This is a genomic window from Neisseria sp. P0024.S006 (assembly GCF_051956595.1).
GTDB lineage: Bacteria > Pseudomonadota > Gammaproteobacteria > Burkholderiales > Neisseriaceae > Neisseria.
The window spans coordinates 24,108-48,706 of sequence record NZ_JBQCXH010000005.1; the positions used below are offsets into that span (position 1 = coordinate 24,108).

Annotated in this window: 27 protein-coding genes and 1 tRNA gene; all 28 read left to right on the forward strand. The window is 45.4% G+C overall.

What is annotated here, in order from left to right:
- Positions 1-43 precede the first annotated feature (43 nt).
- Positions 44-1,228, forward strand: a complete 1,185-nt coding sequence (gene tuf / locus ACTHUF_RS09635) for an elongation factor Tu (RefSeq protein WP_003684779.1) — start codon at positions 44-46, stop codon at positions 1,226-1,228.
- A gap of 6 nt (positions 1,229-1,234) precedes the next feature.
- Positions 1,235-1,310: transfer RNA gene (locus ACTHUF_RS09640), tRNA-Trp, on the forward strand.
- A gap of 133 nt (positions 1,311-1,443) precedes the next feature.
- Positions 1,444-1,719, forward strand: a complete 276-nt coding sequence (gene secE / locus ACTHUF_RS09645; RefSeq protein WP_049323750.1) for a preprotein translocase subunit SecE — start codon at positions 1,444-1,446, stop codon at positions 1,717-1,719.
- A 2-nt stretch (positions 1,720-1,721) separates the two neighbouring features.
- Positions 1,722-2,255, forward strand: a complete 534-nt coding sequence (gene nusG / locus ACTHUF_RS09650) for a transcription termination/antitermination protein NusG (protein ID WP_003749258.1) — start codon at positions 1,722-1,724, stop codon at positions 2,253-2,255.
- A 105-nt stretch (positions 2,256-2,360) separates the two neighbouring features.
- Positions 2,361-2,795 carry a 50S ribosomal protein L11 gene (rplK, locus tag ACTHUF_RS09655; RefSeq protein WP_002220151.1) on the forward strand — a complete coding sequence of 145 codons (435 nt, stop codon included), beginning with the start codon at positions 2,361-2,363 and terminating at the stop codon, positions 2,793-2,795.
- Positions 2,795-3,490 (forward strand): 50S ribosomal protein L1, encoded by a 696-nt coding sequence (gene rplA / locus ACTHUF_RS09660; protein WP_003749260.1) that lies wholly within the window; start codon positions 2,795-2,797, stop codon positions 3,488-3,490. The genes rplK and rplA overlap by 1 nt, the downstream gene beginning before the upstream one ends.
- A gap of 223 nt (positions 3,491-3,713) precedes the next feature.
- The gene (rplJ, locus tag ACTHUF_RS09665; protein WP_003680699.1) at positions 3,714-4,214 is read left to right on the forward strand and encodes a 50S ribosomal protein L10; all 501 of its coding nucleotides are present in this window, start codon (positions 3,714-3,716) and stop codon (positions 4,212-4,214) included.
- Between the two features lie 57 nt (positions 4,215-4,271).
- A complete protein-coding gene (rplL, locus tag ACTHUF_RS09670) occupies positions 4,272-4,643 on the forward strand; it encodes a 50S ribosomal protein L7/L12 (RefSeq protein WP_003677916.1) in 372 nt (123 codons plus the stop codon).
- A gap of 189 nt (positions 4,644-4,832) precedes the next feature.
- On the forward strand, positions 4,833-9,011 hold the full coding sequence (gene rpoB / locus ACTHUF_RS09675) for a DNA-directed RNA polymerase subunit beta (RefSeq protein ID WP_049348875.1): 4,179 nt from the start codon (positions 4,833-4,835) through the stop codon (positions 9,009-9,011).
- 155 nt (positions 9,012-9,166) lie between these two features.
- Positions 9,167-13,342 carry a DNA-directed RNA polymerase subunit beta' gene (gene rpoC / locus ACTHUF_RS09680; protein ID WP_049323746.1) on the forward strand — a complete coding sequence of 1,392 codons (4,176 nt, stop codon included), beginning with the start codon at positions 9,167-9,169 and terminating at the stop codon, positions 13,340-13,342.
- A 252-nt stretch (positions 13,343-13,594) separates the two neighbouring features.
- A complete protein-coding gene (rpsL, locus tag ACTHUF_RS09685) occupies positions 13,595-13,966 on the forward strand; it encodes a 30S ribosomal protein S12 (RefSeq protein ID WP_002218431.1) in 372 nt (123 codons plus the stop codon).
- Positions 13,967-14,083: 117 nt separating this feature from the next.
- Positions 14,084-14,554, forward strand: a complete 471-nt coding sequence (gene rpsG, locus ACTHUF_RS09690; RefSeq protein ID WP_002240962.1) for a 30S ribosomal protein S7 — start codon at positions 14,084-14,086, stop codon at positions 14,552-14,554.
- Positions 14,555-14,572: 18 nt separating this feature from the next.
- The gene (gene fusA / locus ACTHUF_RS09695; protein ID WP_049348870.1) at positions 14,573-16,678 is read left to right on the forward strand and encodes an elongation factor G; all 2,106 of its coding nucleotides are present in this window, start codon (positions 14,573-14,575) and stop codon (positions 16,676-16,678) included.
- 85 nt (positions 16,679-16,763) lie between these two features.
- A complete protein-coding gene (gene tuf, locus ACTHUF_RS09700) occupies positions 16,764-17,948 on the forward strand; it encodes an elongation factor Tu (RefSeq protein WP_003684779.1) in 1,185 nt (394 codons plus the stop codon).
- A gap of 17 nt (positions 17,949-17,965) precedes the next feature.
- Complete coding sequence (rpsJ, locus tag ACTHUF_RS09705; RefSeq protein WP_002642322.1) at positions 17,966-18,277, forward strand: 30S ribosomal protein S10; 312 nt, start codon at positions 17,966-17,968, stop codon at positions 18,275-18,277.
- Between the two features lie 249 nt (positions 18,278-18,526).
- Positions 18,527-19,171: a 50S ribosomal protein L3 gene (gene rplC, locus ACTHUF_RS09710; RefSeq protein ID WP_003749272.1), complete on the forward strand. Its 645-nt coding sequence runs from the start codon at positions 18,527-18,529 to the stop codon at positions 19,169-19,171.
- A complete protein-coding gene (gene rplD / locus ACTHUF_RS09715) occupies positions 19,171-19,791 on the forward strand; it encodes a 50S ribosomal protein L4 (RefSeq protein WP_003684798.1) in 621 nt (206 codons plus the stop codon). Before rplC ends, rplD begins: the two co-directional genes overlap by 1 nt.
- Positions 19,788-20,102 (forward strand): 50S ribosomal protein L23, encoded by a 315-nt coding sequence (gene rplW / locus ACTHUF_RS09720; protein ID WP_193388968.1) that lies wholly within the window; start codon positions 19,788-19,790, stop codon positions 20,100-20,102. The genes rplD and rplW overlap by 4 nt, the downstream gene beginning before the upstream one ends.
- A 5-nt stretch (positions 20,103-20,107) precedes the next feature.
- Entirely contained in the window at positions 20,108-20,941 is an 834-nt protein-coding gene (gene rplB / locus ACTHUF_RS09725) for a 50S ribosomal protein L2 (protein WP_003684813.1), read from the forward strand.
- Between the two features lie 5 nt (positions 20,942-20,946).
- Complete coding sequence (gene rpsS / locus ACTHUF_RS09730; protein WP_002215422.1) at positions 20,947-21,225, forward strand: 30S ribosomal protein S19; 279 nt, start codon at positions 20,947-20,949, stop codon at positions 21,223-21,225.
- 8 nt (positions 21,226-21,233) lie between these two features.
- Entirely contained in the window at positions 21,234-21,563 is a 330-nt protein-coding gene (gene rplV, locus ACTHUF_RS09735; protein ID WP_003749277.1) for a 50S ribosomal protein L22, read from the forward strand.
- 9 nt (positions 21,564-21,572) lie between these two features.
- Positions 21,573-22,265: a 30S ribosomal protein S3 gene (gene rpsC, locus ACTHUF_RS09740; RefSeq protein WP_003684753.1), complete on the forward strand. Its 693-nt coding sequence runs from the start codon at positions 21,573-21,575 to the stop codon at positions 22,263-22,265.
- A complete protein-coding gene (rplP, locus tag ACTHUF_RS09745) occupies positions 22,249-22,665 on the forward strand; it encodes a 50S ribosomal protein L16 (protein ID WP_003749279.1) in 417 nt (138 codons plus the stop codon). The genes rpsC and rplP overlap by 17 nt, the downstream gene beginning before the upstream one ends.
- The gene (gene rpmC, locus ACTHUF_RS09750; protein ID WP_003684705.1) at positions 22,665-22,856 is read left to right on the forward strand and encodes a 50S ribosomal protein L29; all 192 of its coding nucleotides are present in this window, start codon (positions 22,665-22,667) and stop codon (positions 22,854-22,856) included. Before rplP ends, rpmC begins: the two co-directional genes overlap by 1 nt.
- Positions 22,856-23,119 carry a 30S ribosomal protein S17 gene (rpsQ, locus tag ACTHUF_RS09755; RefSeq protein WP_003749281.1) on the forward strand — a complete coding sequence of 88 codons (264 nt, stop codon included), beginning with the start codon at positions 22,856-22,858 and terminating at the stop codon, positions 23,117-23,119. The genes rpmC and rpsQ overlap by 1 nt, the downstream gene beginning before the upstream one ends.
- Positions 23,120-23,346: 227 nt before the next feature.
- Positions 23,347-23,715: a 50S ribosomal protein L14 gene (gene rplN, locus ACTHUF_RS09760; protein ID WP_002215434.1), complete on the forward strand. Its 369-nt coding sequence runs from the start codon at positions 23,347-23,349 to the stop codon at positions 23,713-23,715.
- Between the two features lie 11 nt (positions 23,716-23,726).
- Positions 23,727-24,050, forward strand: a complete 324-nt coding sequence (gene rplX, locus ACTHUF_RS09765; protein WP_049348887.1) for a 50S ribosomal protein L24 — start codon at positions 23,727-23,729, stop codon at positions 24,048-24,050.
- Between the two features lie 9 nt (positions 24,051-24,059).
- Entirely contained in the window at positions 24,060-24,599 is a 540-nt protein-coding gene (rplE, locus tag ACTHUF_RS09770) for a 50S ribosomal protein L5 (protein WP_003684750.1), read from the forward strand.

A 24,599-nucleotide genomic window follows, 5' to 3' on the forward strand; every position in this document is an offset into this window, starting at 1 on the left:
TTATTACCCTTTCTTTCAAAAGCTTAGATTATAGGATATTGCCATGGCTAAGGAAAAATTTGAACGTAGCAAACCGCACGTAAACGTTGGTACTATCGGTCACGTTGACCATGGTAAAACCACTCTGACTGCTGCATTGACTACTATTTTGGCTAAAAAATTCGGTGGCGCTGCAAAAGCTTACGACCAAATCGATAACGCTCCTGAAGAAAAAGCCCGTGGTATTACCATTAATACCTCACACGTAGAATACGAAACCGAAACCCGCCACTACGCACACGTAGACTGCCCGGGCCACGCCGACTACGTTAAAAACATGATTACCGGTGCTGCCCAAATGGACGGCGCTATCTTGGTATGTTCCGCAGCTGACGGCCCTATGCCTCAAACTCGCGAACACATCCTGTTGGCTCGCCAAGTAGGTGTACCTTACATCATCGTGTTCATGAACAAATGCGACATGGTTGACGATGCCGAATTGTTGGAACTGGTTGAAATGGAAATCCGTGACCTGCTGTCAAGCTACGACTTCCCAGGTGACGACTGCCCAATCGTACAAGGTTCTGCACTGAAAGCTTTGGAAGGTGATGCTGCTTACGAAGAAAAAATCTTCGAACTGGCTGCTGCTTTGGACAGCTACATCCCAACACCTGAGCGTGCTGTGGACAAACCTTTCTTGTTGCCTATCGAAGACGTATTCTCTATCTCTGGCCGTGGCACAGTAGTAACCGGTCGTGTAGAGCGCGGCATCATCCACGTTGGTGACGAGATCGAAATCGTAGGTCTGAAAGAAACCCAAAAAACCACTTGTACCGGCGTTGAAATGTTCCGCAAACTGCTGGACGAAGGTCAAGCAGGTGACAACGTAGGCGTATTGCTGCGTGGTACTAAACGTGAAGACGTAGAGCGTGGTCAAGTATTGGCCAAACCAGGTACCATCACTCCTCACACCAAGTTCAAAGCAGAAGTATACGTACTGAGCAAAGAAGAGGGTGGCCGTCACACTCCGTTCTTCGCTAACTACCGCCCACAATTCTACTTCCGTACTACCGACGTAACTGGTGCAGTTACTTTGGAAGAAGGCGTAGAAATGGTAATGCCGGGTGAGAACGTAACCATTACTGTAGAACTGATTGCACCTATCGCTATGGAAGAAGGTCTGCGCTTTGCGATTCGCGAAGGTGGCCGTACCGTAGGTGCAGGTGTGGTTTCTTCTATCATCGCTTAAGTTTAGAGGCCAATAGCTCAATTGGTAGAGTATCGGTCTCCAAAACCGAGGGTTGGGGGTTCGAGACCCTCTTGGCCTGCCAAATAAAAAATTAACCGGCCTTGGGCCGGTTAATTTTTTTGTACTTAAGTTTTAAGATTATCTAGAATTAATTATATGGATTAATGTCGCCATCTAAAATGGATGGTGGATGGGGCATTGATAAGTGAGTAAAGATGACAGAACATCCGTCTGGACACAAAGAAGGCCATCAGAAAAAGGAAGTGGTGGTAAGTAGTAAGCCAGCTCCTGAAAAGAAAGAAGGTCTGTTTGCATATTTTAAGAGCTCTTGGACCGAGTTCAAGAAGGTGGTTTGGCCGAGTCGGGATGAAGCGGTCAAAATGACTGTATTTGTAATTATCTTTGTTGCGATTTTGGCAGCCTTCATTTATGTGGCAGATACAATTATTTCATGGTTGTTTTTTGATGTTTTATTAAATAGGAAAGGGTAAAGATGTCAAAGCGTTGGTATGTGGTGCAGGCCTATTCCGGTTTTGAAAAAAATGTCCAAAAAACATTGAAAGAGCGTATTGCTCGTGAAAACATGGAAGATTATTTCGGTCAGATTCTTGTGCCCGTCGAGGAAGTAGTAGATATCAAGAATGGTCGAAAAACCATCAGTGAGCGTAAATTCTATCCGGGCTATGTATTGGTTGAAATGGAAATGACTGATGATTCGTGGCATTTGGTTAAGAGCACTCCTCGAGTAAATGGTTTTGTGGGCGGTAGCGGAAATCGCCCGATCCCAATTTCTCAAAAAGATGCGGATGCTATTTTGCAACAAGCTAAAACAGGCGTTGAGAAACCAAAACCAAAAGTTGAGTTTGAAGTTGGTCAGCAAGTTCGAGTAAACGAAGGCCCATTTGCTGATTTTAACGGTATTGTTGATGAAGTTAATTACGAACGTAATAGACTGCGTGTTTCAGTTCAGATTTTTGGTCGCGAAACACCGGTCGAATTAGAGTTCGGCCAGGTTGAAAAGATTTAAGTGGTTTAATTCGCTTGAAAAGTTTTTTTTAAGCGGATATAATCGCGAATTCTGTTTGGGAAGCGGAATGGTTCCGCGTTATACCCGTTTTTAGGAGTCCTTTAAGTGGCAAAGAAAATTATCGGCTACATTAAACTGCAAATTCCTGCAGGTAAAGCCAATCCATCTCCCCCAGTTGGTCCAGCTTTGGGTCAACGTGGTTTGAACATCATGGAATTCTGTAAAGCATTTAATGCTGCAACCCAAGGTATGGAACCTGGTTTGCCAATTCCAGTCGTGATTACTGCATTTGCAGATAAATCATTCACATTTGTGATGAAAACTCCACCAGCTTCTATCTTGCTGAAAAAAGCTGCTGGTCTGCAAAAAGGTAGTTCTAATCCTCTGACCAACAAAGTCGGTAAATTGACCCGTGCTCAGTTGGAAGAAATTGCTAAAACTAAAGAGCCTGATTTGACTGCTGCTGATTTGGATGCGGCTGTTCGTACTATCGCAGGTTCTGCTCGCTCAATGGGCTTGGACGTGGAGGGTGTTGTATAATGGCTAAAGTATCTAAACGCTTGAAAGCTCTTCGCTCTTCTGTTGAAGCTAACAAACTGTACGCAATCGACGAAGCAATTGCTTTGGTTAAAAAAGCTGCTACCGCTAAATTTGACGAGTCTGTTGACGTATCTTTCAACTTGGGCGTTGATCCTCGTAAATCTGACCAAGTTATTCGTGGTTCAGTCGTTCTGCCTAAAGGTACCGGTAAAACAACTCGCGTAGCTGTATTTACACAAGGTGCAAATGCAGAAGCTGCTAAAGAAGCGGGTGCAGATATCGTCGGTTTTGAAGATCTGGCCGCTGAAATCAAAGCTGGTAACCTGAACTTTGACGTTGTTATTGCTTCTCCTGATGCAATGCGTATCGTTGGTCAATTGGGTACCATCTTGGGTCCTCGTGGCCTGATGCCAAACCCTAAAGTAGGTACTGTTACTCCTAACGTTGCTGAAGCAGTTAAAAATGCAAAAGCAGGTCAAGTACAATACCGTACAGATAAAGCCGGTATCGTTCATGCAACTATCGGTCGTGCTTCTTTCGCTGAAGCTGACTTGAAAGAAAACTTCAATGCGTTGCTGGATGCTATCGTTAAAGCCAAACCTGCTGCTGCTAAAGGTCAGTACCTGAAAAAAGTTGCTGTATCCAGCACTATGGGTTTGGGTGTTCGCGTTGATACTGCAAGCGTGAACAACTAAGAAATTTTCAGGTGATCCGGCTTTCTGGATTGCCTGAATTTGGGCTACTTAAAATTAAGTAGATGTCCAAGACCGTAGGGATCATAAGATTTAATCGTAACTGCCCTACGCAGACGGTAGTCCTGAAACACATTGCAAGATTGCTTGTAAGATGTCTTTTTAGGTTACCGCGCTGGTGGGATATCATTTCGGTATCCTGTTTATAAACAGTGGGAGGTAGACCTTGAGTCTCAATATTGAAACCAAGAAAGTGGCCGTAGAGGAAATTAGCGCAGCTATTGCTAACGCTCAAACTCTCGTAGTCGCTGAATATCGCGGTATCAGTGTTTCCAGCATGACTGAGCTTCGTGCAAATGCACGTAAAGAAGGCGTTTACTTGCGCGTTCTGAAAAATACTCTGGCTCGTCGCGCAGTAGAGGGTACTTCATTCGCAGGTTTGGCCGATCAAATGGTTGGTCCATTGGTTTACGCTGCTTCTGAAGATGCTGTTGCTGCTGCTAAAGTGCTGCACCAATTCGCGAAAAAAGATGACAAAATCATCGTTAAAGCCGGTTCTTACAATGGCGAAGTGATGAATCCTGCTCAGGTTGCTGAGTTGGCTTCTATTCCAAGCCGCGAAGAGCTGTTGTCCAAACTGTTGTTCGTTATGCAAGCTCCTGTATCAGGCTTTGCACGTGGTTTGGCTGCTTTGGCAGAGAAAAAAGCTGGCGAAGAAGCCGCTTAATCGATTTTGTTTCATTTAATCAATTATTTTTTAATACAATATTTGGAGTAAAATAGCATGGCTATTACTAAAGAAGACATTTTGGAAGCTGTTGGTTCTTTGACCGTAATGGAATTGAACGACCTGGTTAAAGCTTTTGAAGAGAAATTTGGCGTTTCTGCTGCTGCTGTTGCAGTTGCAGGTCCTGCAGGTGCTGGTGCAGCTGCTGCTGAAGAAAAAACTGAATTTGACGTAGTATTGGCTTCTGCTGGTGATCAAAAAGTTGGCGTGATTAAAGTTGTCCGCGCTATCACTGGCTTGGGTCTGAAAGAAGCTAAAGACATCGTTGACGGTGCACCTAAAACTCTGAAAGAAGGTGTTTCTAAAGCTGAAGCTGAAGACATCCAAAAACAACTGGAAGAAGCCGGCGCTAAAGTCGAAATCAAATAATTTGATGCTTCCTGTGAAGGCTGGCAGTTTTCTGCCAGCCTTATTTTGCTTCTTAAAATAAGCATCAGGTATTGTTTACATTTATTTGCATAGTCTTGATAAAATCATTGCAAATAAATGTAAATATCAGGTTGATGCATGCCGTTGTTTCAGACGGCCTATTATTTAAAATTGCTTTTCGGAGTGTATATGAGCTATTCGTTTACCGAGAAAAAACGTATCCGTAAGAGTTTTGCAAAGCGAGAGAATGTCTTGGATGTTCCTTTCCTGCTGGCAACCCAAATCGATTCTTATGCGAAATTTTTGCAGCTGGAAAACGCTTTTGACCAACGTACTGATGATGGTCTGCAAGCAGCATTCAATTCTATTTTCCCGATTGTGAGCCATAATGGTTATGCACGATTGGAGTTTGTGCATTACACATTGGGCGAACCTTTGTTCGATATTCCTGAATGTCAATTGCGCGGTATTACTTATGCGGCTCCTTTGCGTGCACGTATCCGTTTGGTGATTTTGGATAAAGAAGCATCTAAACCGACTGTAAAAGAAGTTCGTGAAAACGAAGTATATATGGGCGAAATTCCATTGATGACGCCAAGTGGCTCTTTTGTCATCAATGGTACAGAGCGTGTAATTGTTTCCCAGTTGCACCGTTCTCCAGGTGTGTTCTTTGAGCATGACCGTGGTAAAACTCATTCTTCCGGTAAGCTGTTGTTCTCTGCTCGCATTATTCCTTACCGTGGTTCATGGTTGGATTTCGAGTTTGATCCAAAAGATTTATTGTATTTCCGTATCGACCGTCGCCGTAAAATGCCGGTTACGATTTTGTTGAAAGCTTTGGGCTACAACAATGAACAAATCTTGGATATTTTCTATGACAAAGAAACTTTCTATTTGTCTTCAAACGGTGTTCAAACAGATCTGGTTGTAAGCCGTCTGAAAGGCGAAACTGCCAAAGTTGATATCTTGGATAAAGAAGGCAATGTATTGGTTGCCAAAGGTAAACGTATTACTGCGAAAAATATCCGTGATATTACCAATGCAGGTTTGACTCGACTGGATGTAGAACCAGAAAGCCTGTTGGGTAAAGCATTGGCTACTGATCTGATTGATCCGGAAACCGGCGAAGTATTGGCTTCTGCTAACGATGAAATCACAGAAGAGCTGTTGGCCAAACTTGATATTAATGGTGTAAAAGAAATTACTACCCTGTATATCAATGAATTGGATCAGGGCGGTTATATTTCCAGCACTCTGCGTACAGATGAAACAGCCGACCAACAAGCTGCGCGTGTAGCAATTTACCGCATGATGCGTCCTGGCGAACCACCTACCGAAGAAGCTGTCGAGCAGCTCTTCAACCGTTTGTTCTTCAGTGAAGACAGCTATGACTTGTCTCGTGTAGGCCGTATGAAATTCAATACGCGTACATACGAGCAAAAATTGTCCGAAGCACAACAAAACTCTTGGTATGGCCGTCTGTTGAATGAGACTTTGGCTGGCGCAGCTGAAAAAGGCGGTTACGTTCTGAGCGTAGAAGACATTGTAGTTTCCATTGCTACATTGGTTGAATTACGCAATGGTCATGGCGAAGTAGATGATATTGACCACTTGGGCAACCGTCGCGTTCGTTCCGTAGGCGAGTTGACAGAAAACCAATTCCGCAGTGGTTTGGCTCGTGTAGAACGTGCCGTTAAAGAACGTTTGAATCAAGCAGAATCTGAGAACTTGATGCCGCATGACTTGATTAATGCGAAACCTGTTTCTGCTGCGATTAAAGAATTCTTCGGTTCTAGCCAATTGAGCCAGTTTATGGATCAGACCAACCCATTGTCTGAAGTAACTCATAAACGCCGTGTATCTGCATTGGGCCCGGGTGGTTTGACCCGTGAACGTGCAGGCTTTGAGGTGCGAGACGTACACCCGACCCACTATGGCCGTGTATGTCCTATTGAAACACCTGAAGGTCCGAACATTGGTTTGATTAACTCATTGTCCGTTTATGCGCGCACCAATGATTATGGCTTCTTGGAAACACCTTACCGTCGTGTTGTTAATGGTAAGGTAACTGAAGAAATCGATTACTTGTCTGCCATCGAAGAAGGTCGCTATGTGATTGCACAGGCGAATGCTGATTTGGACAAAGATGGTAATTTGATTGGTGACTTGGTAACTTGTCGCGAAAAAGGCGAAACCATTATGGCAACGCCTGACCGTGTGCAATATATGGACGTGGCTACCGGCCAAGTAGTATCCGTTGCAGCATCCCTGATTCCATTCTTGGAGCATGATGATGCGAACCGTGCATTGATGGGTGCCAACATGCAACGTCAGGCCGTACCGTGCCTGCGTCCTGAAAAACCGATGGTTGGTACTGGTATCGAACGTTCTGTTGCCGTTGACTCTGCTACTGCAATCGTTGCCCGTCGCGGCGGTGTGGTTGAGTATGTTGATGCCAACCGTGTGGTGATTCGTGTTCATGACGATGAGGCGACTGCCGGTGAAGTGGGTGTCGATATTTACAACTTGGTTAAATTTACCCGTTCCAACCAATCTACCAACATCAACCAACGTCCGGCTGTCAAAGCAGGCGATGTTTTGCAACGCGGCGATTTGATTGCCGACGGTGCATCCACCGATTTGGGCGAATTGGCTTTGGGTCAAAATATGACCATCGCCTTTATGCCGTGGAACGGTTACAACTACGAAGACTCGATTCTGATTTCCGAAAAAGTGGCTGCGGATGACCGCTATACTTCGATTCACATTGAGGAATTGAACGTTGTTGCCCGTGATACCAAGCTGGGTGCAGAAGACATTACCCGTGATATTCCGAACTTGTCCGAACGTATGCAAAACCGTTTAGATGAATCCGGTATTGTTTACATCGGTGCGGAAGTAGAAGCTGGTGACGTCTTGGTAGGTAAAGTAACGCCTAAAGGCGAAACTCAACTGACTCCTGAAGAAAAACTGTTGCGTGCCATCTTCGGTGAAAAAGCGTCTGATGTAAAAGATACTTCATTGCGTATGCCTACCGGCATGAGCGGTACCGTTATCGACGTTCAAGTCTTTACCCGTGAAGGTATCCAACGCGACAAACGTGCCCAATCCATTATTGATTCTGAGCTGAAACGTTACCGTCAAGACTTGAGCGACCAGTTGCGTATTTTTGATAACGATGCATTTGACCGTATTGAGCGCATGATTGTCGGCCAAAAAGCCAACGGTGGCCCGATGAAGCTGGCTAAAGGCAGCGAGATTACTACTGAATATCTGGCAAGCCTGTCCAGCAAACATGATTGGTTTGACATCCGTTTGGCTGACGAAGATTTGGCCAAACAGTTGGAACTGATTAAATTGAGTCTGCAACAAAAACGCGAAGAAGCGGACGAGTTGTATGAGATTAAGAAGAAAAAACTGACCCAAGGCGACGAGCTGCAGCCGGGCGTACAAAAAATGGTGAAAGTATTTATCGCCATCAAACGCCGCCTGCAAGCCGGTGACAAAATGGCAGGTCGCCACGGTAACAAAGGTGTGGTATCACGCATTTTACCGGTGGAAGACATGCCTTATATGGCTGACGGCCGTCCGGTGGACATCGTACTGAACCCGTTGGGCGTACCTTCCCGTATGAACATCGGTCAGATTTTGGAAGTTCACTTGGGTTGGGCGGCAAAAGGTATCGGTGAGCGCATCGACCGTATGCTGAAAGAGCAATGCAAAGCCAGCGAGCTGCGTGAATTCTTGAACAAACTCTACAACAGCAGCGGTAAGAAAGAAGATTTAGACAGCCTGACAGATGAAGAAATCATTGAATTGGCTTCTAACTTGCGTAAAGGCGCATCTTTCGCGTCCCCAGTGTTTGACGGTGCGAAAGAGTCTGAAATCCGCGAAATGTTGAACTTGGCTTATCCAAGTGACGATCCAGAAGTTGAAAAATTAGGCTTTAACGACAGCAAAACCCAAATCACGCTGTATGACGGACGTTCTGGCGAACCGTTTGACCGCAAGGTAACAGTCGGTGTGATGCACTATCTGAAACTGCACCACTTGGTTGATGAAAAAATGCACGCCCGTTCTACCGGTCCGTACAGTCTGGTTACCCAACAACCTCTGGGCGGTAAAGCCCAGTTCGGTGGCCAACGTTTCGGTGAGATGGAGGTTTGGGCACTGGAAGCATACGGTGCAGCATACACGTTGCAAGAGATGCTGACAGTGAAATCGGACGACGTGAACGGTCGTACCAAAATGTACGAAAACATCGTCAAAGGCGAACATAAAATCGATGCCGGTATGCCTGAATCCTTCAACGTATTGGTTAAAGAGATTCGCTCACTGGGCTTGGATATCGATTTGGAGCGCTACTAAACAGAAGTTTTCAGACGGCCTTTTAAGGTCGTCTGAAAAAGCGGTTTCAGAATAAGAATAAAGCAATCGGCATTTAGGCCGTCTGAAATCAAAAGTACCGTTTCCAATATCGAAAATCCGCCATACGGTAAAAATACTTCCTTCAAGGAGCAAAAATGAATTTGTTGAACTTATTTAATCCGTTGCAAACCGCCGGCATGGAAGAAGAGTTTGATGCCATCAAAATCGGTATTGCCTCTCCCGAAACCATCCGCTCATGGTCTTATGGCGAAGTTAAAAAACCTGAAACTATCAACTACCGTACGTTCAAACCTGAGCGCGACGGTTTGTTCTGCGCCAAAATCTTTGGCCCGGTTAAAGACTATGAATGTTTGTGCGGTAAGTACAAACGCTTGAAATTTAAAGGTGTAACCTGTGAAAAATGTGGTGTAGAAGTTACCCTGTCTAAAGTGCGTCGCGAACGCATGGGCCATATCGAATTGGCTGCACCTGTTGCCCACATCTGGTTCTTAAAATCCCTGCCTTCCCGCCTGGGTATGGTATTGGACATGACGTTGCGTGATATCGAACGTGTATTGTACTTTGAAGCATTCGTGGTGACCGATCCCGGCATGACTCCGTTGCAACGCCGTCAATTGCTGACTGAAGACGATTACTACAATAAGCTGGACGAATACGGCGACGACTTTGATGCCAAAATGGGTGCGGAAGGTATCCGCGAATTGCTGCGCACCCTGGATATTGCCGGCGAAATCGAAATCCTGCGTCAAGAGCTGGAATCTACCGGTTCTGACACCAAAATCAAAAAAATTGCCAAACGTTTGAAAGTATTGGAAGCCTTCCATCGTTCCGGTATGAAACTGGAGTGGATGATTATGGATGTGCTGCCGGTATTGCCACCTGATTTGCGTCCGTTGGTTCCATTGGATGGCGGTCGTTTTGCCACTTCCGATTTGAACGATTTATACCGTCGCGTCATCAACCGTAACAACCGTCTGAAACGTCTGCTGGAACTGCATGCGCCTGACATCATCGTCCGCAATGAAAAACGTATGTTGCAAGAAGCGGTTGACTCGCTGTTGGATAACGGCCGTCGCGGTAAAGCCATGACCGGTGCCAACAAACGTCCGCTGAAATCATTGGCAGACATGATTAAAGGTAAAGGCGGCCGCTTCCGTCAAAACCTGCTGGGTAAACGTGTGGACTACTCCGGTCGTTCCGTGATTACCGTAGGCCCATACCTGCGTCTGCACCAATGCGGTCTGCCGAAGAAAATGGCTTTGGAACTGTTCAAACCATTCATTTTCCACAAATTGGAAAAACAAGGTTTGGCCTCTACCGTTAAAGCTGCGAAAAAATTGGTAGAACAAGAAGTACCTGAAGTATGGGATATCTTGGAAGAAGTGATCCGCGAACATCCGATTATGCTGAACCGTGCGCCAACCCTGCACCGTTTGGGTATTCAAGCGTTCGAACCTATCCTGATCGAAGGTAAAGCGATTCAGTTGCATCCGTTGGTATGTGCTGCATTTAACGCCGACTTTGACGGTGACCAAATGGCCGTACACGTTCCATTGAGCTTGGAAGCACAAATGGAAGCGCGCACTTTGATGCTGGCTTCAAACAACGTATTGTCTCCAGCCAACGGCGAACCAATCATTGTACCTTCCCAAGACATCGTATTGGGTCTGTACTACATGACCCGCGACCGTATCAATGCCAAAGGCGAAGGCAGCCTGTTTGCCGATGTGAAAGAAGTACATCGTGCATACCATACCAAACAGGTTGAGTTGGGTACGAAAATTACCGTACGCCTGCGCGAATGGGTGAAAAACGAAGCAGGTGAGTTTGAACCTGTTGTTAACCGTTACGAAACAACAGTCGGCCGCGCATTGCTGAGCGAAATCCTGCCTAAAGGCCTGCCGTTTGAATACATCAACAAAGCGCTGAAGAAAAAAGAAATTTCTAAACTGATTAACGCATCATTCCGTTTGTGCGGCCTGCGTGAAACAGTTATTTTCGCCGACCACTTGATGTATACCGGTTTCGGTTTTGCGGCTAAAGGCGGTATTTCCATTGCCGTTGACGATATGGAAATTCCGAAAGAAAAAGCAGCCTTGCTGGCTGAGGCTAATGCCGAAGTTAAAGAAATCGAAGACCAATACCGTCAAGGTTTGGTGACCAACGGCGAACGCTACAACAAAGTGGTCGATATTTGGGGTCGTGCCGGCGATAAAATCGCTAAAGCGATGATGGACAATTTGTCTAAACAAAAAGTTATCGACCGTGACGGCAACGAAGTTGATCAAGAGTCCTTCAACTCTATTTACATGATGGCCGACTCTGGTGCACGTGGTTCTGCGGCTCAGATTAAACAGTTGTCCGGTATGCGTGGTTTGATGGCCAAACCTGACGGCTCCATTATTGAAACGCCGATTACCTCCAACTTCCGCGAAGGTTTGACCGTATTGCAATACTTTATTGCGACCCACGGTGCGCGTAAGGGTTTGGCGGATACCGCGTTGAAAACCGCGAACTCCGGTTACCTGACCCGTCGTCTGGTAGACGTAACTCAAGACTTGGTCGTTGTTGAAGACGATTGCGGTACTTCAGACGGCTTTGTCATGAAAGCAGTAGTACAAGGCGGTGACGTAATTGAAGCGTTGCGCGATCGTATTTTAGGTCGTGTTACAGCATCAGATGTTGTTGATCCTTCAACAGGAGAAACATTGGTTGAGGCAGGTACACTGCTGACTGAGAAATTAGTCGATATCATTGACCAATCCGGTGTTGACGAGGTTAAAGTCCGTACGCCAATTACTTGTAAAACCCGTCATGGTTTGTGTGCACACTGTTATGGCCGCGACTTGGCGCGCGGTAAACTGGTTAACGCCGGTGAGGCAGTAGGTGTCATTGCTGCACAATCTATTGGTGAGCCAGGTACTCAGCTGACCATGCGTACGTTCCACATCGGTGGTGCGGCATCTCGTGCGGCTGCTGCCAGCCAAGTGGAAGCCAAATCCAATGGTACAGCTCGTTTCAGCAGCCAAATGCGTTACGTTGCCAACAACAAAGGCGAATTGGTTGTCATTGGCCGCTCTTGTGAAGTTGTGATTCACGATGAAATCGGCCGTGAGCGTGAACGCCACAAAGTACCTTACGGTGCAATCCTGTTGGTACAAGACGGCGAAGCCATTAAAGCCGGTCAAACTTTGGCAACTTGGGATCCGCATACCCGTCCGATGATTACCGAACATGCAGGTTTGGTGAAATTCGAAAACGTAGAAGAGGGTGTAACCGTTGCGAAACAGACCGATGATGTAACCGGTTTGTCCACTTTGGTGGTCATCGACGGCAAACGTCGCTCCTCCGGTGCTTCTAAACTGTTGCGTCCGACTGTCAAATTGTTGGATGAGAACGGTTTGGAAATCTGTATCCCAGGTACGACTACGCCGGTTTCTATGGCGTTCCCGGTCGGTGCGGTGATTACTGTCCGTGAAGGTCAGGAAGTCGGTAAGGGTGATGTGCTGGCGCGTATTCCTCAAGCGTCTTCTAAAACCCGCGATATTACCGGTGGTTTGCCGCGCGTTGCTGAGTTGTTTGAAGCACGCGTGCCGAAAGATGCCGGCATGTTGGCTGAAATTACCGGTACCGTTTCCTTCGGTAAAGAAACCAAAGGTAAACAGCGTCTGATTATTACCGACGTAGACGGTGTAGCATACGAAACGCTGATTTCTAAAGAGAAACAGATTTTGGTACACGACGGTCAAGTGGTCAACCGCGGTGAAACCATCGTGGACGGTGCTGTGGATCCGCACGACATTTTGCGTCTGCAAGGTATCGAAGCATTAGCTCGCTACATTGTTCAAGAGGTACAAGAAGTTTACCGCCTGCAAGGTGTGAAGATTTCCGATAAACACATCGAAGTTATCATCCGTCAAATGCTGCGCCGTGTGAACATTGTGGATGCTGGTGATACAGAGTTTATTACCGGTGAACAAGTCGAGCGTAGCGATGTGATGCTTGCCAATGAGAAAGCCATCGCTGAAGGCAAAGAGCCGGCACGTTATGAAAATGTGTTGTTGGGTATTACCAAAGCTTCCTTGTCTACCGACAGCTTCATTTCTGCTGCATCGTTCCAAGAAACAACCCGCGTCTTGACCGAGGCCGCTATCATGGGCAAACAAGACGAGCTGCGCGGTTTGAAAGAGAACGTGATTGTTGGTCGATTGATTCCTGCCGGTACAGGTTTGACTTACCACCGCAGCCGTCACCAACAATGGCAGCAAGCCGATCAAGAAGCTTCTGAAATCGAAGCTTCAGACGAATAATCCGGAAGGATTTTCGTAAAAATAAAACCGCAAGCCAGTCTTGCGGTTTTATTTTATAGAGGGCTTAGATAGGGTAGAGAGTGAGGCCGTCTGAATCTTTCAGACGGCCATTGCTTCCAAAATTTTAAAGATGAATAGAAAAACACTAAACTTTATCAGTCATTTGCTTGACTAAACCCTTGCAATAAAAATATAATTCCGATCTTGTCGACATGGTGTCGGCAAGTATTTAACTCAACAGGACGAGAAAATATGCCAACTATTAACCAATTGGTACGCAAAGGCCGTCAAAAGCCCGTGTACGTAAACAAAGTGCCTGCACTGGAAGCTTGCCCGCAAAAACGCGGCGTATGCACCCGTGTATACACAACTACCCCTAAAAAACCTAACTCTGCATTGCGTAAAGTATGTAAAGTTCGCCTGACCAACGGTTTTGAAGTCATTTCATACATCGGTGGTGAAGGCCACAACCTGCAAGAGCACAGCGTCGTATTGATCCGCGGCGGTCGTGTAAAAGACTTGCCAGGTGTACGTTACCACACTGTACGCGGTTCTTTGGATACTGCAGGTGTTAAAGACCGTAAACAAGCCCGTTCTAAATACGGTGCTAAGCGTCCTAAATAATTATCGGGACTCAAATAGGCACGTCGGCCGCCTAAGCTGAACAACGGCCGAGTAAGTGAATACTTAATTGGGTATTCATGGGAATAGACCCAACTGAATAGACTAAAGGAAATTAAAATGCCAAGACGTAGAGAAGTCCCTAAGCGCGACGTACTGCCAGATCCAAAATTCGGCAGCGTTGAGCTGACTAAATTCATGAACGTATTGATGATTGACGGTAAAAAATCTGTTGCAGAGCGTATTGTTTACGGTGCTCTGGAGCAAATTGAGAAAAAAACCGGCAAAGTAGCAATCGAAGTATTTAACGAAGCCATTGCAAACGCCAAACCTATCGTGGAAGTGAAAAGCCGCCGTGTGGGTGGTGCAAACTACCAAGTTCCTGTTGAAGTTCGTCCTTCACGTCGTCTGGCCTTGGCAATGCGCTGGGTTCGCGATGCGGCCCGTAAACGTGGTGAGAAATCTATGGACCTGCGTTTGGCGGGTGAATTGATTGATGCGGCTGAAGGTCGTGGCGGTGCGTTGAAAAAACGTGAAGAAGTACACCGCATGGCTGAAGCAAACAAAGCATTCTCTCACTTCCGTTTCTAATATCGAAAGGCTAACAAAATGGCTCGTAAGACCCCTATCAGCCTGTATCGCAATATCGGTATTTCTGCCCATATTGACGCGGGTAAAACAACCACAACAGAACGTATTTTGTTCTATACAGGTTTGACTCACAAATTGGGCGAAGTGCATGACGGCGCGGCTACTACCGACTACATGGAACAAGAGCAAGAGCGTGGTATTACCATTACTTCTGCTGCTGTGACTTCTTATTGGTCCGGTATGGCGAAACAGTTCCCTGAGCACCGTTTCAACATCATCGACACCCCGGGACACGTTGACTTCACCGTAGAGGTAGAGCGTTCTATGCGTGTATTGGACGGCGCAGTAATGGTTTACTGTGCAGTAGGCGGTGTTCAACCTCAATCTGAAACCGTATGGCGTCAAGCTAACAAATACCAAGTACCTCGCTTGGCATTTGTAAACAAAATGGACCGTCAAGGTGCCAACTTCTTCCGCGTTGTTGAGCAAATGAAAACCCGTTTGCGCGCAAACCCTGTACCTATCGTGATTCCGGTTGGTGCGGAAGACAGCTTCAGCGGTGTTGTTGACCTGTTGAAAATGAAATCCATTATTTGGAATGAAGCCGATAAAGGTACAACCTTTACCTATGGCGATATTCCTGCTGAATTGGTTGAGACTGCCGAAGAATGGCGTCAAAACATGATTGAAGCCGCAGCAGAAGCCAGCGAAGAATTGATGGACAAATACTTGGGCGGTGATGAGCTGACTGAAGAAGAAATCGTAGGCGCATTGCGTCAACGTACTTTGGCCGGCGAAATTCAACCAATGTTGTGTGGTTCAGCATTTAAAAACAAAGGTGTTCAACGTATGTTGGACGCAGTTGTAGAATTGCTGCCTGCTCCTACCGACATTCCTCCAGTTCAAGGTGTTAACCCTAACACTGAAGAAGCTGACAGCCGCCAAGCAAGCGATGAAGAGAAATTCTCTGCATTGGCGTTTAAAATGTTGAACGATAAATACGTTGGTCAGCTGACTTTCATCCGCGTTTACTCTGGCGTGGTGAAATCCGGTGATACTGTATTGAACTCTGTAAAAGGTACTCGCGAACGTATCGGTCGCTTGGTACAAATGACTGCTGCAGACCGTACTGAAATTGAAGAAGTACGCGCTGGCGACATCGCAGCCGCTATCGGTCTGAAAGACGTTACCACTGGTGAAACCTTGTGTGCAGAAAGCGCACCGATCATCTTGGAACGCATGGAATTCCCTGAGCCGGTAATTCATATTGCCGTTGAGCCGAAAACCAAAGCCGACCAAGAGAAAATGGGTATTGCCCTGAACCGTCTGGCAAAAGAAGACCCTTCTTTCCGTGTTCGTACAGACGAAGAATCCGGTCAAACCATTATTTCCGGTATGGGTGAGCTGCACTTGGAAATTATTGTTGACCGTATGAAACGCGAATTCGGCGTGGAAGCAAACATCGGTGCGCCTCAAGTGGCTTACCGTGAAACCATCCGCAAAGAAGTTGAAGCCGAATACAAACACGCCAAACAATCTGGTGGTAAAGGTCAATACGGTCACGTTGTGATCAAAATGGAACCTATGGAGCCAGGTGGTGCGGGTTACGAATTTATCGATGAAATTAAAGGTGGTGTGATTCCTCGCGAATTTATTCCGTCTGTCGATAAAGGTATTCGCGATACTTTGCCTAACGGTATCGTTGCCGGTTACCCAGTAGTTGATGTACGTGTGCGTCTGATCTTCGGTTCTTCACACGACGTTGACTCCTCTCAACTGGCCTTCGAATTGGCTGCGTCTCAAGCCTTCAAAGAAGGTATGCGTAAAGCCAACCCAGCTCTGTTGGAACCAATCATGGCAGTTGAGGTGGAAACACCTGAAGAATACATGGGTGACGTAATGGGTGACTTGAACCGTCGCCGCGGTGTTGTATTGGGTATGGATGATGACGGTATCGGCGGTAAGAAAGTTCGTGCCGAAGTACCTCTGGCAGAAATGTTCGGTTACTCAACCGACCTGCGTTCTGCAACCCAAGGCCGTGCCACTTACTCCATGGAGTTCAAAAAATACGCTGAAGCTCCTGCTCACGTAGCTGCTGTTGTAACTGAAGCCCGTAAAGGCTAATCAGAAAAGGCCGTCTGAAACTGAAAATAAATTTTCAGACGGCCATTGTTCTTTAATCGATCTTTATATGTAAAGGAATTAGCTCATGGCTAAGGAAAAATTTGAACGTAGCAAACCGCACGTAAACGTTGGTACTATCGGTCACGTTGACCATGGTAAAACCACTCTGACTGCTGCATTGACTACTATTTTGGCTAAAAAATTCGGTGGCGCTGCAAAAGCTTACGACCAAATCGATAACGCTCCTGAAGAAAAAGCCCGTGGTATTACCATTAATACCTCACACGTAGAATACGAAACCGAAACCCGCCACTACGCACACGTAGACTGCCCGGGCCACGCCGACTACGTTAAAAACATGATTACCGGTGCTGCCCAAATGGACGGCGCTATCTTGGTATGTTCCGCAGCTGACGGCCCTATGCCTCAAACTCGCGAACACATCCTGTTGGCTCGCCAAGTAGGTGTACCTTACATCATCGTGTTCATGAACAAATGCGACATGGTTGACGATGCCGAATTGTTGGAACTGGTTGAAATGGAAATCCGTGACCTGCTGTCAAGCTACGACTTCCCAGGTGACGACTGCCCAATCGTACAAGGTTCTGCACTGAAAGCTTTGGAAGGTGATGCTGCTTACGAAGAAAAAATCTTCGAACTGGCTGCTGCTTTGGACAGCTACATCCCAACACCTGAGCGTGCTGTGGACAAACCTTTCTTGTTGCCTATCGAAGACGTATTCTCTATCTCTGGCCGTGGCACAGTAGTAACCGGTCGTGTAGAGCGCGGCATCATCCACGTTGGTGACGAGATCGAAATCGTAGGTCTGAAAGAAACCCAAAAAACCACTTGTACCGGCGTTGAAATGTTCCGCAAACTGCTGGACGAAGGTCAAGCAGGTGACAACGTAGGCGTATTGCTGCGTGGTACTAAACGTGAAGACGTAGAGCGTGGTCAAGTATTGGCCAAACCAGGTACCATCACTCCTCACACCAAGTTCAAAGCAGAAGTATACGTACTGAGCAAAGAAGAGGGTGGCCGTCACACTCCGTTCTTCGCTAACTACCGCCCACAATTCTACTTCCGTACTACCGACGTAACTGGTGCAGTTACTTTGGAAGAAGGCGTAGAAATGGTAATGCCGGGTGAGAACGTAACCATTACTGTAGAACTGATTGCACCTATCGCTATGGAAGAAGGTCTGCGCTTTGCGATTCGCGAAGGTGGCCGTACCGTAGGTGCAGGTGTGGTTTCTTCTATCATCGCTTAATTGAGGGATATTGATAAATGGCAAACCAAAAAATCCGTATCCGCCTGAAAGCTTATGACTACAGTCTGATTGACCGTTCTGCACAAGAAATCGTTGAAACTGCTAAACGCACTGGTGCTGTTGTTAAAGGTCCGATCCCTTTGCCAACTAAAATCGAACGTTTCAATATTTTGCGTTCTCCTCACGTGAACAAAACTTCTCGTGAACAATTGGAAATCCGCACCCACTTGCGTCTGATGGACATTGTGGACTGGACTGATAAAACTACTGATGCACTGATGAAACTGGATCTTCCAGCAGGTGTAGATGTAGAAATTAAAGTTCAATAAGAACTAAAAAACCGAACAGCTTAGCTGTTCGGTTTTTTATAAAATTCTTAGGCCGTCTGAAAATTTCTGATATTTTGTAGTATTCTTCAGAAAAAAAGAGGGGCTTAAGAAGTTAAATTGAAATTTTTGTTGATATTTCTTTGAGTTGTCAATTATAATGGCGGACTTGGTACATCCGTATCAAGTTTAACTTTGTCTGAAAGGCAGGCCAATCGTAGCCCGCCCCTTTACTTAAAAAGGAAAATAATCATGACTTTAGGTCTGGTTGGACGCAAAGTTGGTATGACTCGCGTGTTCGACGAACAGGGTGTTTCTGTTCCGGTAACTGTTTTGGATATGTCTGCCAACCGCGTTACACAAGTAAAATCCAAAGATACTGACGGCTACACTGCTGTACAAGTTACCTTTGGTCAGAAAAAAGCTAATCGTGTCAACAAAGCTGAAGCTGGTCACTTTGCGAAAGCAGGTGTTGAAGCCGGCCGTGGTTTGGTTGAATTTGCTTTGACTGAAGAGAAGCTGGCTGAATTGAAAGCCGGTGATGAAATTACCGTTTCCATGTTTGAAGTTGGTCAATTAGTGGATGTAACCGGTACCTCTAAAGGTAAAGGTTTCTCTGGTACGATCAAACGTCACAACTTCGGTGCTCAACGTACTTCCCACGGTAACTCCCGTTCACACCGTGTTCCTGGTTCTATCGGTATGGCACAAGACCCTGGTCGAGTGTTCCCTGGTAAACGTATGGCAGGTCAATACGGTAACACTAAAGCAACTGTTCAAAAATTGGAAGTTGTACGTGTTGATGCTGAACGCCAACTCTTGTTGGTTAAAGGTGCTGTTCCGGGTTCGGTTAACAGCGACGTCGTGGTTCGTCCTAGCGTGAAAGTAGGTGCGTAATGGAATTGAAAGTAATTGACGCTAAAGGACAAGTATCTGGCAGCTTGGCTGTTTCTGATGCTTTGTTTGCTCGCGAATACAATGAAGCTCTGGTTCACCAACTGGTTACTGCTTACTTGGCAAATGCCCGTTCTGGCAACCGTGCTCAAAAAACTCGTGCCGAAGTAAATCACTCTACTAAAAAACCATGGCGCCAAAAAGGTACCGGCCGTGCTCGTTCTGGTATGACTTCTTCTCCGCTGTGGCGTAAAGGTGGTCGTGCATTCCCAAACAAACCTGACGAAAACTTTACTCAAAAAGTGAATCGTAAAATGTACCGTGCCGGTATGGCGACTATTTTGTCCCAATTGGCTCGTGACGAACGTTTGTTTGCAATCGAAGCATTGACTGCTGAAACTCCTAAAACTAAAGTTTTTGCCGAACAAGTGAAAAACTTGGGTTTGGAGCAAGTTCTGTTTGTAACTAAACAGCTCGACGAGAATGTTTACTTGGCTTCACGCAACTTGCCTAACGTATTGGTTTTGGAAGCCCAACAAGTTGATCCTTACAGCTTGCTGCGTTACAAAAAAGTCGTTATCACTAAAGATGCAGTTGCACAATTAGAGGAGCAATGGGTATGAATCAACAACGTTTGACTCAAGTAATCTTGGCACCTATCGTTTCTGAAAAAAGCAACGTATTGGCTGAAAAACGTAACCAAATGACGTTTAAAGTTTTGGCAAATGCAACTAAACCTGAAATTAAAGCAGCAGTTGAGTTGCTGTTCGGTGTCCAAGTTGCAGACGTTACTACTGTTACCATTAAAGGTAAAATTAAACGTTTTGGTCGCACTTTAGGTCGTCGCAGCGATGTTAAAAAGGCTTACGTAAGCCTGGCTGCCGGTCAAGAGTTTGATTTGGAAGCCGCTGCTGCAGCTGCAGATAAGGAATAAACAAAATGGCAATCGTTAAAATGAAGCCGACCTCTGCAGGCCGTCGCGGCATGGTTCGCGTGGTAACAGAAGGTTTGCACAAAGGTGCACCTTATGCACCTCTGCTGGAAAAGAAAAATTCTACTGCCGGTCGTAACAACAATGGTCATATCACTACCCGCCATAAAGGTGGTGGCCATAAACACCATTACCGTGTTGTAGATTTTAAACGTAACAAAGACGGTATCCCTGCAAAAGTAGAGCGTATCGAGTATGACCCTAACCGTACTGCATTTATCGCATTGTTGTGCTATGCAGATGGTGAGCGTCGCTACATCATTGCTCCTCGTGGTATTCAGGCCGGCGCAGTATTGGTTTCCGGTGCTGAAGCTGCTATCAAAGTAGGTAACACTCTGCCGATTCGCAATATTCCAGTTGGTACAACTATTCACTGTATCGAAATGAAACCAGGTAAAGGTGCACAAATTGCCCGTTCAGCTGGTGCTTCTGCGGTATTGCTTGCAAAAGAAGGTGCTTATGCTCAAGTTCGTTTGCGTTCTGGTGAAGTGCGTAAAATTAGCGTAAATTGCCGTGCAACTATCGGTGAGGTTGGTAACGAAGAACAAAGCCTGAAAAAAATCGGCAAAGCTGGTGCTAACCGCTGGCGTGGTATTCGTCCGACCGTTCGTGGTGTTGTCATGAACCCTGTCGATCACCCACATGGTGGTGGTGAAGGCCGTACTGGTGAAGCTCGCGAACCGGTTAGCCCATGGGGTACTCCTGCTAAGGGCTACCGCACTCGTAATAACAAACGCACGGATAACATGATTGTTCGTCGTCGTTACTCAAATAAAGGTTAATTAGTATGGCTCGTTCATTAAAAAAAGGCCCATATGTAGACCTGCATTTGCTGAAAAAAGTAGATGCTGCTCGTGCAAGCAACGACAAACGCCCAATTAAAACTTGGTCACGTCGTTCTACCATTTTGCCTGATTTCATTGGTCTGACTATCGCTGTACATAACGGTCGCACTCACGTGCCTGTGTTTATCAGTGACAACATGGTTGGTCATAAATTAGGTGAGTTCTCATTGACCCGTACCTTTAAAGGCCACTTGGCCGATAAAAAGGCTAAAAAGAAATAAGGTGAATCATGAGAGTAAGTGCACAACATAAAAATGCCCGTATTTCAGCTCAAAAGGCTCGCTTGGTAGCTGATTTGATTCGTGGTAAAGACGTTGCCCAAGCTTTGAATATCTTGGCATTCAGCCCTAAAAAAGGTGCTGAGCTGATTAAAAAAGTATTGGAATCAGCAATCGCTAATGCCGAGCACAACAATGGTGCTGACATTGACGAACTGAAAGTGGTAACTATCTTTGTTGACAAAGGCCCAAGCTTGAAACGTTTCCAAGCTCGTGCCAAAGGTCGCGGTAACCGCATCGAGAAACAAACTTGTCATATTAATGTGACAGTGGGCAACTAAGGAAAAGCTATGGGACAAAAGATTAACCCTACAGGCTTTCGCCTGGCGGTAACTAAAGACTGGGCTTCAAAATGGTTTGCTAAAAGCACCGACTTTTCAACTGTTTTGAAACAAGATATTGATGTTCGTAATTACTTGCGCAAAAAATTGGCAAATGCTTCAGTTGGTCGCGTAGTAATCGAACGTCCTGCTAAATCTGCACGTATCACTATCCACTCTGCTCGTCCAGGTGTGGTTATTGGTAAAAAAGGTGAGGATATCGAAATCTTGAAACGTGACTTGCAAGCTCTGATGGGTGTGCCAGTTCATGTAAATATTGAAGAGATTCGCCGTCCTGAGTTGGATGCGCAAATTATTGCTGATGGTATTGCTCAGCAACTTGAAAAACGCGTCCAATTCCGTCGTGCAATGAAACGTGCAATGCAAAATGCAATGCGTTCTGGTGCCAAAGGCATCAAGATCATGACTTCAGGCCGTCTGAATGGTGCTGATATCGCTCGTAGCGAATGGTACCGTGAAGGTCGCGTACCTTTGCATACTTTGCGTGCGAACGTAGATTATGCAACTAGCGAAGCGCACACTACTTATGGTGTACTGGGTCTGAAAGTTTGGGTTTATACAGAAGGTAATATTAAATCTTCTAAACCTGAGCATGAGAAGAAACAAAGAAAGGCAGGTGGACGTAATGCTGCAGCCAACTAGACTGAAATATCGCAAGCAACAAAAAGGTCGTAACACCGGTATTGCTACTCGCGGTAACAAAGTAAGTTTCGGTGAGTTCGGTTTGAAAGCCGTAGGCCGTGGTCGTTTGACTGCCCGCCAAATCGAAGCTGCTCGTCGTACTATGACTCGTCATATTAAACGTGGCGGTCGCATTTGGATTCGTGTATTCCCTGATAAACCAATTACTGAGAAACCTATCCAAGTTCGTATGGGTGGCGGTAAAGGTAATGTGGAATATTACATTGCTGAAATTAAACCAGGCAAAGTATTGTACGAAATGGACGGTGTTCCTGAGTCTTTGGCTCGTGAAGCATTTGAATTGGCCGCTGCCAAATTGCCTATTCCTACAACCTTTGTGGTAAGACAGGTGGGTCAATAATGAAAGCAAATGAATTGAAAGACAAATCTATTGAGCAATTAAACTCTGATTTGTTGGACTTGTTGAAAGCTCAGTTTGGCTTGCGCATGCAAAATGCAACCGGTCAGTTGGGTAAATCTAGCGAGTTGAAACGTGTACGTCGCGATATTGCTCGTATTAAAACCATTTTAACTGAAAAAGGTGCTAAGTAATGAGCGAAGCTAAAAATGTTCGTACTTTGCAAGGCAAAGTGGTAAGCGACAAAATGGACAAAACTGTTACAGTATTGGTTGAGCGTAAAGTTAAACACCCTCTGTACGGTAAAATCATTCGTTTATCAACTAAAATCCATGCACATGATGAAAGCAATCAATATGGCATCGGTGATGTAGTGGTAATCGAAGAATCTCGTCCTTTGTCAAAAACCAAGTCTTGGGTTGTCAAAGAATTGGTTGAGAAAGCACGTACTGTTTGATTTAAAATACAGTAATGCAGCTTAATAAGAAACGAAGTCTTGCAGCAAAATTAATTTGCGTGTAAACTTCGTTTCTTATCTTCCAGCTTCTTATGGAAGTTTCTCTCCCTTCGGGATCCAAGACTGGTTTACTAGAACCGTGATGGTTTCATTTAATAAGCAGCTTAAAGTAAGGTGCGAGTTATATGAAAGTGGTAAATTAAGTTGGTTAATTTAAAGGTACTAATATGATTCAAATGCAGACCATCTTAGATGTGGCTGATAACTCTGGTGCGCGTCGCGTGATGTGTATCAAGGTATTAGGCGGATCTAAGCGTCGCTACGCTTCTGTTGGCGATATTATTAAAGTTGCAGTTAAAGATGCAGCCCCACGTGGTCGTGTCAAAAAAGGTGATGTATACAATGCGGTAGTTGTTCGTACTGCTAAGGGTGTACGTCGTCCTGATGGTGCGCTAATTAAATTTGATAACAACGCCGCTGTGTTATTAAATAATAAACTTGAGCCTCTGGGTACTCGTATTTTTGGCCCGGTAACCCGTGAATTGCGTACTGAGCGATTTATGAAAATCGTTTCATTGGCGCCTGAAGTATTATAAGGAATAGCGCGATGAATAAAATCATTAAAGGCGATCAGGTTGTAGTGATTGCTGGTAAAGATAAAGGTAAGCAAGGTCAAGTAGTTCGAGTGTTGGGTGATAAAGTTGTTGTTGAAGGTGTGAATGTTGTGAAACGCCATCAAAAACCTAATCCAATGCGTGGTATTGAGGGTGGTATTATTACTAAAGAAATGCCTTTGGATATTTCTAATATTGCAATCCTGAATCCGGAAACTAATAAAGCAGACCGTGTTGGTATTAAGCTGATTGAAAATGAAGGCAAAGTTAAACGCGTTCGTTTCTTCAAATCAAATGGCTCTATCATTGGAGCATAAGGAGATAACATGGCTCGTTTGAGAGAGTTTTATAAAGATACAGTTGTTCCTGAATTGGTTAAACAATTTGGTTACAAATCAGTAATGGAAGTTCCACGTATTGAGAAAATCACCTTGAATATGGGTGTAGGTGAAGCTGTTGCTGATAAAAAAGTAATGGAGCACGCTGTTTCTGATTTAGAGAAAATTGCTGGTCAAAAACCAGTTGTTACTGTTGCCCGTAAATCTATCGCAGGTTTTAAAATCCGTGATAACTATCCAGTTGGTTGCAAAGTAACATTGCGTCGTGATCAAATGTTTGAATTCTTGGATCGTTTGATTACTATTGCATTGCCTCGCGTACGTGACTTCCGTGGTGTAAGCGGTAAATCATTTGATGGTCGTGGCAATTACAATATGGGCGTTCGTGAGCAAATTATTTTCCCGGAAATTGAATACGATAAGATTGATGCTTTGCGTGGTTTGAATATTACTATTACAACTACTGCAAAAACTGATGAAGAAGCGAAAGCTTTGTTGTCACTGTTCAAGTTTCCGTTTAAAGGATAA

Bases quoted from the DNA above. Each gene is read 5' to 3' on its own strand.
- nusG (WP_003749258.1), top strand. From the start codon at position 1,722: ATGTCAAAGCGTTGGTATGTGGTGCAGGCCTATTCCGGTTTTGAAAAA.
- rpoB (WP_049348875.1), top strand. From the start codon at position 4,833: ATGAGCTATTCGTTTACCGAGAAAAAACGTATCCGTAAGAGTTTTGCA.
- rplA (WP_003749260.1), top strand. From the start codon at position 2,795: ATGGCTAAAGTATCTAAACGCTTGAAAGCTCTTCGCTCTTCTGTTGAA.
- rplP (WP_003749279.1), top strand. From the start codon at position 22,249: ATGCTGCAGCCAACTAGACTGAAATATCGCAAGCAACAAAAAGGTCGT.
- tuf (WP_003684779.1), top strand. From the start codon at position 44: ATGGCTAAGGAAAAATTTGAACGTAGCAAACCGCACGTAAACGTTGGT.
- rplX (WP_049348887.1), top strand. From the start codon at position 23,727: ATGAATAAAATCATTAAAGGCGATCAGGTTGTAGTGATTGCTGGTAAA.
- rplV (WP_003749277.1), top strand. From the start codon at position 21,234: ATGAGAGTAAGTGCACAACATAAAAATGCCCGTATTTCAGCTCAAAAG.
- tuf (WP_003684779.1), top strand. From the start codon at position 16,764: ATGGCTAAGGAAAAATTTGAACGTAGCAAACCGCACGTAAACGTTGGT.
- rpoC (WP_049323746.1), top strand. From the start codon at position 9,167: ATGAATTTGTTGAACTTATTTAATCCGTTGCAAACCGCCGGCATGGAA.
- rplW (WP_193388968.1), top strand. From the start codon at position 19,788: ATGAATCAACAACGTTTGACTCAAGTAATCTTGGCACCTATCGTTTCT.
- rpsQ (WP_003749281.1), top strand. From the start codon at position 22,856: ATGAGCGAAGCTAAAAATGTTCGTACTTTGCAAGGCAAAGTGGTAAGC.
- fusA (WP_049348870.1), top strand. From the start codon at position 14,573: ATGGCTCGTAAGACCCCTATCAGCCTGTATCGCAATATCGGTATTTCT.
- rpmC (WP_003684705.1), top strand. From the start codon at position 22,665: ATGAAAGCAAATGAATTGAAAGACAAATCTATTGAGCAATTAAACTCT.
- rpsS (WP_002215422.1), top strand. From the start codon at position 20,947: ATGGCTCGTTCATTAAAAAAAGGCCCATATGTAGACCTGCATTTGCTG.
- rplC (WP_003749272.1), top strand. From the start codon at position 18,527: ATGACTTTAGGTCTGGTTGGACGCAAAGTTGGTATGACTCGCGTGTTC.
- rpsC (WP_003684753.1), top strand. From the start codon at position 21,573: ATGGGACAAAAGATTAACCCTACAGGCTTTCGCCTGGCGGTAACTAAA.
- secE (WP_049323750.1), top strand. From the start codon at position 1,444: ATGACAGAACATCCGTCTGGACACAAAGAAGGCCATCAGAAAAAGGAA.
- rplD (WP_003684798.1), top strand. From the start codon at position 19,171: ATGGAATTGAAAGTAATTGACGCTAAAGGACAAGTATCTGGCAGCTTG.
- rplE (WP_003684750.1), top strand. From the start codon at position 24,060: ATGGCTCGTTTGAGAGAGTTTTATAAAGATACAGTTGTTCCTGAATTG.
- rplB (WP_003684813.1), top strand. From the start codon at position 20,108: ATGGCAATCGTTAAAATGAAGCCGACCTCTGCAGGCCGTCGCGGCATG.
- rpsG (WP_002240962.1), top strand. From the start codon at position 14,084: ATGCCAAGACGTAGAGAAGTCCCTAAGCGCGACGTACTGCCAGATCCA.
- rplL (WP_003677916.1), top strand. From the start codon at position 4,272: ATGGCTATTACTAAAGAAGACATTTTGGAAGCTGTTGGTTCTTTGACC.
- rpsL (WP_002218431.1), top strand. From the start codon at position 13,595: ATGCCAACTATTAACCAATTGGTACGCAAAGGCCGTCAAAAGCCCGTG.
- rpsJ (WP_002642322.1), top strand. From the start codon at position 17,966: ATGGCAAACCAAAAAATCCGTATCCGCCTGAAAGCTTATGACTACAGT.
- rplN (WP_002215434.1), top strand. From the start codon at position 23,347: ATGATTCAAATGCAGACCATCTTAGATGTGGCTGATAACTCTGGTGCG.